Here is an 8,840-nt window from a genome sequence, read left to right on the forward strand (position 1 = left end):
AGATGTGTATAAGATACAGGGCGTTGCGCCCAGCACGCTCCCCACGAGCAGCGCGGTTTCGCGCTCACGCGCGGACGGGAGGGCCTCCTCGGCCCGGGAAGGGGCCGGGAGGGCCAGGGCGAGGGACAGCACCGCGAGGCGGAGCAGCGGACGGGAAGGGGACATGCGCAAGCATTCCCACCCCCGCCGTTCCCCGGCAAGCGCGAGTCCTCCTCCGAGCCTTCGAGCCTCCGCGCCTCAGCGCATCTTGAGCACGACCCGGAACCGGGCCTTGTTGCTCATCATCCGCTCGTAGGCCTCCGCCGCGCGGTCCAGGGGGTACACCTCGTTGCGCGAGCGCACCCCCGCGAGCGCACTGAACTCCATGGTCTCTTGCGAGTCCTGGGGCACGCCACTGGGCCAGCCCTGGATGCGCGTGCGCTTGCTGATCATGGTCAGGCCGCTGGCGGGGATGGGCTCCGCGCCCGCGCCCAGCAGCAGGAGGGTGCCGTTGCGCCCCAGTCCCCCGATCAGATCGCCCGCGAGGCTGCTGCTCGAGGCGGTCATCATGATGACGCGCGCGCCACCGAGCTTCTGGAGCGCCTCGGCCGCGGAGCCCTTCTGCGTGTCGATGTACTCCTGCGCGCCCAGTTCGAGCGCCAGGTGCCGCTTGTCCGCTCCGCGCGAGATGGCGACGGTGCGGTAGCCGAACGTGTGGGCGTACTGGATGGCCAGGTGGCCCAATCCGCCAATGCCTTGCACCGCCACCAGGTCCCCCGGCCGCGCCCCCATGTTGCGCAGCGAGTTGTACGTGGTGACGCCCGCGCAGAGCAGGGGAGCGGCCTCCTCGGAGCTCATTCCCTCCGGGACGCGGGCCAGCGCCTCCTGGGGCGCGATCAGGTACTCCGCATAGCCACCGTCGTAGCTGATGCCGCAGATCTGCTGTTTCTCACAGGTGACGAAGTCGCCGCTGCGGCACGCGACACACTGGCCGCAATGGCCTCCGTGCCAGCCCACGCCGACGTGCTGGCCTTCCTTCCACGCCGTGACGCCAGGGCCTGCCCGGTCGATGCGGCCCACCACCTCGTGGCCCGGCACGCGGGGGTACTGGATGGGCAGCCAGCCTTCCTGGGTGATGGAATCGCTGTGACAGACGCCACACGCCTCCACCGCGATCCGGACCTGTCCCGGCCCGGGCTCGGGGACCTCGCGCTCGACCGTCTCGAGCGGACCGCCCGCCCTCGGCACCTGCACCGCCTTCATCTTCCTGGCCATGGCATCTCCTTGGAGGGAGGGATGGGGATGACGCAGTGCGGGCGCACAAGGAGTGTGGGAGGACGCCGGGCCGGTGGGCAGACAGGGAGGGCAGGGCCTGGTTGTTACGATGCAACGACGGTCATCCATCCGAGGGACGCCGCGAAGCGCGTGCTTGTGACTGGAGCCAGAGGATGGCCTCTACTCGCTGGCGGTGTGCCTGTATGACGCGCTGACCGACGCGGAGCCCGCGCGCGGCGGGTGGGAGGCACGCAAGGCGCCCCGCATCGACGTGAACAGCCCCACGTGGGCGCAGTGGGCTCCACGTCGCTTTGAGTTCGTGGAGTCTCCGCTCTGCGCAGGAGCGGCAAACGCCTAGCGCGCCCGTGGGACACTTGTCTCCCAGCCCGCCATCCGCCGGATTCGTTGAATGTCTTTTAAGTTTTCCTTCCGCACGGGGTGGGCTTTACGCAGAAAGAGCAGGTGCCTCTCTGCTTCATCCAGCTTCCGCCGCGCCCTCTCGGACTGGCTGGGAAACTGCTTGACAGTCAATGCAAATAAGCACGCGATGTGCGCTCGCCTTCCTGGATTGTCGTAGCCCAGCTTTTCAGTGCGACGCAACGCGCGGCTGAATTCAGCCCAGGTGCACTCGCGTCCGTAAGCGCCCAGCAGAATGTCTTCGGCCGTCCTTCGCTTGATGACAAGCTGCTCTTTCGGCGTCTTGGCCTTGCGCAGCCATGATCGCTGGTGTTCCAGAAATGTGCGCTCGAACTCCGCGAAGGTCGCCTTTGACAAAGAGAGATGAAGCCTACCGCTCTCCAGTGCGCCAATGGGCTCGCGTTCTGTTTTCTGCGACTGGCGGTTTCTCATCCTCCTGGACACCTTTTCCCGTTGGCAGAGCTGGGCCAAAAACCTCTGCGCGTGCAGTATTCGTAACAGGCTTTACATTGCGTCTCATTGTGGACGCGACCGGGCTTTGTTCCGCCCCCATTGTCTACGCATTTGTCGTAGTGTGGCTCGCATATTTCTGATCGCCAGCGTTCTCTCTCTGCTGGTGTTGGTAACTCTTCTGCGCTTGCGGGGTCCGTAGCCCCCGGCGGAGGGAGGAGGATGGGAGGTTGAGGCGATTTTACAGGCGCTTCAGTTCCGCAACTCTCGGGGTTGTACGGATGTCTCTTGAGGCAACAGGAAATAGTAGAGTCGCTTGGGTTGCACGCAGCTTGCGCCAAGGCAAACGTCGTCCGGGCTGTTCTATGAGCGTTGGCGGAAGTGCAACCGAAGGAAAGCAGTAGTGCTGCGGCCGCCAGGAGCGAGGCGAGGTGCTCTCGGGCTGGTCTCGCGGCGATTGGATCCCGCATAATTGCCTCACCCTCCGGACATGGTGTATGTCTATATTTCTGGCTATACGGAGAATTGTCGGATGGAGGCCAGGTCGTGACAATCTCAGTCCTTCCAGAGCACCTTCCACGGATGCTTGCGCAGGTCCGTGACCAGGGTGCGCAGCTCGTCGTAGAGCGCCGGGTCCTTGAGCAGTGCGCCTCCCGTGCCTTCTCCCGCGTCCAGCCTTCCCAGGACCCGGTCCGCCTTCGCGGCAATCTGCTCCAGCTGGCCTGCCGCCGCAGTGAACCTCTGGAGGGCCACCTTCACCTGCTGCCCGTCCTCCGCCGTCAGCGGGCCGGTCACCGCCGCCAGTCCCTCCAGGGTCGTTCCGGCGGACTTCGTCAGGCCCGGCAGGTCCTTTCGCATCACGGCCGCCACGGCCGACGCGTCATCCAGGAGGCGGGCGCCCTTGCCTCCGGGCTGGAGCGATTCCTTGGCCAACTGCGCGAGCTGCCTCAAGTCCTTGGACGCCGCCGCCAGCTCCGAGGCCAGCACCTTCACGTCGCCCTTGTTCTCACTCAGCACCTCATCCAGCGTCTTCGCCAGACGCGAGACATTGACCGCCAGGTTCGTCACTGCCTCCGGGTCTCGCTCCAACATCTCCGACAGCAGCGTCACGAACTTGGTGAGCTGCTCCGACAACAGGTCCAGGCGTGGCGCGTCCACGCCTCGCAGCGCCTCGGACTCCGGCAGGGCGGCTTCCGCGTTGCCTGGGTTCAGCTCCAGATACGGCTCACCCAGCAGGCCCACCGTCCCCACCGTCACCCGCGCATCCCTACGCAGCGCACCCCGGGCCGCGGGTTCGACCGACAGGTCCATGCGGACGGGCAGGGGGATTCCCTTCGCGTCCCTGCGCTCCGGCAGCAGGTGGATGGCATCCACCTTGCCCACCTGCACGCCTCCCAGCTTCACCGGGGCACCCTGCACCACGTTGCCCGTGTGCGCGAAGTCCACCGCCAGCTTGGAGCCCCGGCCCAGCGTCAGCTCTCCCATCAACCACAGCAACACCAGCACGCCCACCACCGACGCGAGCACCAGCGCTCCCACCTTCAACTCCAGCCGTTGCTCATCCATCCGTCTCCGCCTCCATGAACGGCGCCGTCAGGGTCCGCAGCTCCGGGGCAGGGGACTTCAGGAAGCCCTCCGGTGTCCCCAGGAAGGCACAGCGTCCCTTCGCCACCACCAACACGCGGTCCGCAATCTCTCTCAACTGCCGGTAGTCGTGTGACACCACCAGCGCTCCCAATCCCTGCTGCTTCAGCGATGCCAGCACCGCCTCCACCTGCATCGCCGCCCTCCGGTCCAGCCCCGTCGTCGGCTCGTCCAAGAGCAGGTAGCGTGGCTTGAGCACCAGCGCCCTCGCGATGGCCGCCCGCTTCTTCGCTCCCGGCCCCAGCTCCGGCGGCAGACGGTCCGCCCACTCCTTCAGGCCCACCTGCTCCAGCGCCGTCGCCACCGCTTCGTCCGGGGCGGTCGGATCCGCGAGGCGCACGTTCTCCCGCAGGGTCCTCCAGTCCAGCAGCGCGGGCCCCTGCACCAGGTACGGGGCGCGGCGGCGGACCGCCACCAGCGCTCGTTCTGGCTGCGTGTCCACCCGCTCTCCGAACAGCGTCACCGTGCCCGCTTCGGGCCTCAGCAAGCCCACCGCCAGCCGGCACAGCACGCTCTTGCCGGAGCCGCTCGCCCCCGCGATGAACGTCAGCTCGCGCGTGGACACCTCCGCGCTCAGGCCGTCCAACACGCGGCGGCCCTGCTCGAAGGCAATGGCCACGTCCTCGAAGCGCAGCGTGTCCGGTCCGGTGTCCTTCACAGGCGCACGAACTGGAACGCAAGCGACACCGTCAGGTCAATCAACAGACACCCGAGACTCGCCGCGACCACGCCTTCCGTCGTCGCCTGACCCACCGCTTCGGCGCCGCCTCTCGCCTTGAGCCCCGCCACCGCCGCCGCGAGCGGGATGTAGAGCCCGCAGCCCACTGCCTTCAGCGCCGCCACCAGCAGGTCCCAGCCGTCCACGTACCTCGCGTCCATGAACGCCCGGCCGTCGATGTCGAACACCCAGCTCGCCACACCCGCCGCGGACAGCGTCGCCGCCACCGTTCCCAACGTGCACAGGAGCGGCACGCCCACCACTCCCGCGAGCACCCGGGGTGCAACGAGATCCGCGTAGGGGTCTCCCGCGGACATCTCCAGCGCCTCCATCTGCTCGTTCACGCTCATCGTGGACAGCTCCGCCGAGTGGCTCGCGCCCGCTCGCGCCGCCGTCAGCAGGGCCGACACCGCCGGGCCCAGTTCGCGCACCAGCATCTCGAAGTACGCCGGGCCCAGCACCGCCACGTTGCCGATCAGCTTCTTCGCCTGCTCGTTGGCGATCGTCACCAGCACCGCGCCGAAGAAGGCCATGCCGGACATCACCAGCCACACGCTGCGCCCCCCCAGCGCGTGCACCTGCGCCACGGTTTCACGCCAGGGGACTCCCTCCCGGGTGCTCGCCCGCACGGTGCGCGCCAGCATCACCACCGGCGCCCCGAAGAAGGACAGCACGCCGCTCATGCCATCCACCTGGACAGCAGCGTCGTCAGCAGGAAGTCCAGGAGGAAGATGGCCGCGCAGCCCAGCACCACCGCGCTCGCCGCGGCCTCTCCGACGGCTCGCGCTCCGCCCTTGGCCCGCAGCCCCACCGACGTGGAGATGAGCGAGATGGCCAGCCCGAAGGCCCCCGTCTTCACCACGCCCCCCAGGATGTCGAAGGGGCTCAGCATGGCCGCGAACGTCCCGAAGAACACCCGCAGCGGCAGGTCCAACGTGAGCTTCGCCGCCACCGCTTCGCAGAGGATGGCCACCACGAAGGTGAACGTGCTCAGCGCCAGCATGCTCACCTCCATCGCCACCACGCGGGGCGCCACCAGGAGCGCGAAGGGATCCAACCCGATGCCTCGCAGACCTTCGATCTGCCCGCCCACCTTCAGCAGGGCCAGCTCCGCCGCGTTCCGCGCTCCAATCCGCGCCGACATGATCAGCCCCAGCAGCAGCGGACCGAACTCCCACAGCACCCCGTAGCCCGCGGCCCAGCCCAGGAACGCTCGCGCGCCGAAGCGCTGGATGTAGAGCCCCGCCTGCACCACCACGATGACGCCCGCGAGCGCCGCCGTCGCCAGCGCCAGGGGCAGCGAGCCGTAGCCGAACTGCACCAGCGCCCGCGCCAATTCGCGCCGCTCCAGCCGCCGCAGGCCCCACACCGTCCGCCCCGCGACCAGGGTCAGCGCACCGACTCCGCCCACCGCGCTCATCGCCGAGCGTCCCAGCCAGGCGAGGGCGGCGGTGCTCACGGGTGCCGCCAGGGGATGCTCATGCGAGGGCCTCATCCGGCGCCTGTTCGAGTTCCGGCGCCGGGGCGCCATCGTGCACCAGTCTGCCTCCGCGCAGGTACAACCAGCGGGGCAGGGGGAGGTCCATGGGCGCTTCCGGCGCCGCCACGAGCAGCGTCCCCGTGCCCGCCACGTCCAGGAGCACCCGCGCCACCTGCCTCGCCGTGCCCGGATCCAGGCCCGCGAACGGATCATCCGCGAGCAGCACCGCGGGCCTCGCCGCCAGCGCCCTCGCGAGCCCGGCGCGCTTCTTCATGCCTCCGGACAGCCGCTCGGGCAGGGTGTCCGCCGCGTCCGCGAGGCCGACCGAGCGCAGCACCGCGTCCGTGCGCTCGCGCGCCTCGGGTTCCGGCACGTGCCTGCGCAGCAGCGGCTGCATCACGTTCTGGCGCACGGTCAGGGAGTCGAACAGCGCGTCCGTCTGGAACACGAAACCGAAGGCCGCTTGCAGCCTGCGTCGCTCCGGCGCCGTGAGCTTCGCGACGTCCTGCCCGTCCCACGTCACCCGGCCCAGGGAAGGGAGCAAGAGGCCCGCGAGCGCCTTCAACAGCGTCGTCTTGCCGGAGCCTGAACGCCCCAGCACCAGGGCCTGCGTCCCTGGAGGGACGAGGCAGTCCGTGGACTCCAGCACGGTCCTGGGACCGTGCCGGATCGTGAGGCTTTCGGCGCGCAGTTCCATCAGCGCTTGAAGAAGACGGTCGTGCCCTCGTCACCCGCCGCGCCAATTCGCGTCGGCGTCCGTCCATCCAGTGCTCGCAGGGCGGGGGGGCTGGCGGCGGGGGCCGGGTAGGCCGTGCTCCAACCCACCCCGTTGTAGAACAGGATGCTGCCGTCCGTCGTGGCGACGTAGACCGCGGTCGGGCCGAAGGCCAGGACGTCCTGGAGGCTCGTGTTGACGCCGCCCACGGGCACATCGGGAATCTTGCTCCACTGCCCGTTGATCCGCTGGAGTGCCACCCCCTTGTCACCCACCGCATAGGCGTAATGGCTGTCCACGACGTGGACTCCCCAGAGATAGACACTGTTGTCCACGCTGGGCAGTTGCTCGTTCAGCCAGGCGCCGCCATCCGGGTTGAACCGGTATGCACTCGGCCCGAGCCCAATCCCCGCGACATCGTCGCGTCCCACCGCGATCAGCGTGGTCGGGTCCGTCGAGCCATGGATGGCCTTCAGGTTGACGCCTGGGGCCGCCACCTCCTCCGGGAGTGCCGGCGGCGCCCAGCGGTAGATGCGCCCGTTGCTTGTGGCGCTGTAGAGGGTCGGAGTGCCTCCGTCGGTGGCGTCGAAGCCCACGATGCCGTTGAACGACTGGCCGTTTCCCAGGTCCGTCAACGTGCAGTCCGTCGCGGTGGGAAGCGCCCGGGCCAGCCTTCCTGCCGCGCCCGCCAGGAAGACCTCACCGGAGGCGCTCACCCAGGCCGCCTTCCAGTCGCCGTCGCAGGTCACGGGCCTCAGGGTCCCATCTTCCAGCAGCTCGGCCACCTTGGAGTTTGGCCCCGCGAGCCAGGCCCGCTCCTGTCCCAGGGTCGCGATGGCGCTCCACTTGGGTTGGGCCCCACTGCCGGTGGGAGGCTTCTGCCAGGTCAGATCGCACGACGCCAGGTTGTCATCGGCCGTGCCATCACAGTCATTGTCCATCCGGTCGCAGACCTCCGCGAGGTTGCCCGACCGGAAGCGCGAGCTCTCATCGCAGTCCGTCGCGAAGGCCGACGTGCCACTGGGTCGCGGCAGGCAGGTCACGCCGCCGTCCTTCCCCACGGTCCCATCCCCGTCGCCGTCCTCATCCACGAACCAGGCCGTAGGGGCGGGACGGCCGGTGCACGCGAATCCGGCATCCGTCGGGTCGCAGGCCCTCGTGCCCTTGCAGGCGAAGGCGTCGGAGCACTCGCTGCCCAGGTTGAGCGACTCGTCCTTCTGCCCATCGCAGTTGTCATCCAGGTCATCACAGCGGAACTCGCCCTGTTCCGGATGGACCCGCGCATCATCGTCCTTGCAGTCCCCGCTGCGCGTCGCTGTCCGGGGCGGCTGCACGCATGCCATGACGGGCGCGGCCCCGTAGCCGTCGGTGTCCGTGTCCTGGAACCAGGTCCGCGTGACGGTCGTCTCCAGGTTCCTGTCGTCGCAGTCCGTGCCGCCGTTCACCTGGCTGACGTAGCCGTCGTCATCGAAGTCAGTCGCGTTCAGAGACAGGTTCACGGGCGGGGACGCGCCTTCTTCCGGGATGCTCACCGGCGCATCCCCGGACTCCGCCACCTTCGCGCCCTCGCAGTCGAGCTCCTGCGCCCACGCGCTCACAAGCACGTTGCGGCTCCACCCCGCCTGCCGGAACACCGCCACCGACAGCGTGCCTTCACGCTGGTTCGGGGGCACCCGCACCGGCGTCGACGTCTGGCGGGTCGCGTCTTCCTGGTCCGTGACCCTCACCTGCACACAGCCGGGACGGAAGCCGGAGAAGGCCACCTTGACGCTGAGTGCTCCGGCCTTCAGGTCATCGCCCTTGGAGCAGCCCGCCCACGCCACGCAGAGCACACCGACCAGGAATAAACGCATCGGACACGCATTCTCGGGCGCGTCCTGCACCCGGAGTGGGACGGCCACCTTCACCGTCAGCAGTTGAACCAGGGAGATTTCCTTCCGTCACCCTTAGACCGCCCTGGGAGGCATCGTCCAGGCAGGTACCCCACGGTCATCCACCTGCTGACGGCTTCCGTGTATAGGGGCCGCTGACCATTCAACACTGGCCCGTCCACCCAAGCCTTATGCCCACCGTCCGCCGTGCCCTCCTCGCCGCGCCCCTGGGAGCCTGCCTCTGCGTGCTGGCCCCGGACGCGCCCGCCCAGACGCCGCCGACTCCGGCCG

The 8,840-nt window shown here is 68.7% G+C and carries 8 protein-coding genes; all 8 read right to left on the reverse strand.

Annotation, left to right across the window (positions count from 1 at the left end; all coding sequences use genetic code 11):
* Positions 1–237 precede the first annotated feature (237 nt).
* Positions 238–1,254, reverse strand: a complete 1,017-nt coding sequence (locus D7V97_RS35435) for an alcohol dehydrogenase (protein WP_120615043.1) — start codon at positions 1,252–1,254, stop codon at positions 238–240.
* 354 nt (positions 1,255–1,608) lie between these two features.
* Positions 1,609–2,103, reverse strand: a complete 495-nt coding sequence (locus tag D7V97_RS35440) for a hypothetical protein (RefSeq protein ID WP_120615044.1) — start codon at positions 2,101–2,103, stop codon at positions 1,609–1,611.
* 573 nt (positions 2,104–2,676) lie between these two features.
* A complete protein-coding gene (locus tag D7V97_RS35445) occupies positions 2,677–3,687 on the reverse strand; it encodes an MlaD family protein (RefSeq protein WP_120615045.1) in 1,011 nt (336 codons plus the stop codon).
* The gene (locus D7V97_RS35450) at positions 3,680–4,423 is read right to left on the reverse strand and encodes an ATP-binding cassette domain-containing protein (protein ID WP_120615046.1); all 744 of its coding nucleotides are present in this window, start codon (positions 4,421–4,423) and stop codon (positions 3,680–3,682) included. Before D7V97_RS35450 ends, D7V97_RS35445 begins: the two co-directional genes overlap by 8 nt.
* Positions 4,420–5,166, reverse strand: a complete 747-nt coding sequence (locus D7V97_RS35455; protein WP_120615047.1) for an ABC transporter permease — start codon at positions 5,164–5,166, stop codon at positions 4,420–4,422. Before D7V97_RS35455 ends, D7V97_RS35450 begins: the two co-directional genes overlap by 4 nt.
* Complete coding sequence (locus tag D7V97_RS35460) at positions 5,163–5,942, reverse strand: ABC transporter permease (RefSeq protein WP_233583428.1); 780 nt, start codon at positions 5,940–5,942, stop codon at positions 5,163–5,165. The genes D7V97_RS35455 and D7V97_RS35460 overlap by 4 nt, the downstream gene beginning before the upstream one ends.
* A gap of 19 nt (positions 5,943–5,961) precedes the next feature.
* Complete coding sequence (locus D7V97_RS35465) at positions 5,962–6,660, reverse strand: ATP-binding cassette domain-containing protein (protein ID WP_120615048.1); 699 nt, start codon at positions 6,658–6,660, stop codon at positions 5,962–5,964.
* Positions 6,660–8,531, reverse strand: a complete 1,872-nt coding sequence (locus D7V97_RS35470; RefSeq protein WP_147445109.1) for a putative metal-binding motif-containing protein — start codon at positions 8,529–8,531, stop codon at positions 6,660–6,662. The genes D7V97_RS35465 and D7V97_RS35470 overlap by 1 nt, the downstream gene beginning before the upstream one ends.
* Between the last annotated feature and the right edge of the window lie 309 nt (positions 8,532–8,840).

The organism is Corallococcus sp. CA053C (assembly GCF_003611675.1).
In the GTDB taxonomy this organism is placed as follows: Bacteria; Myxococcota; Myxococcia; order Myxococcales; family Myxococcaceae; genus Corallococcus.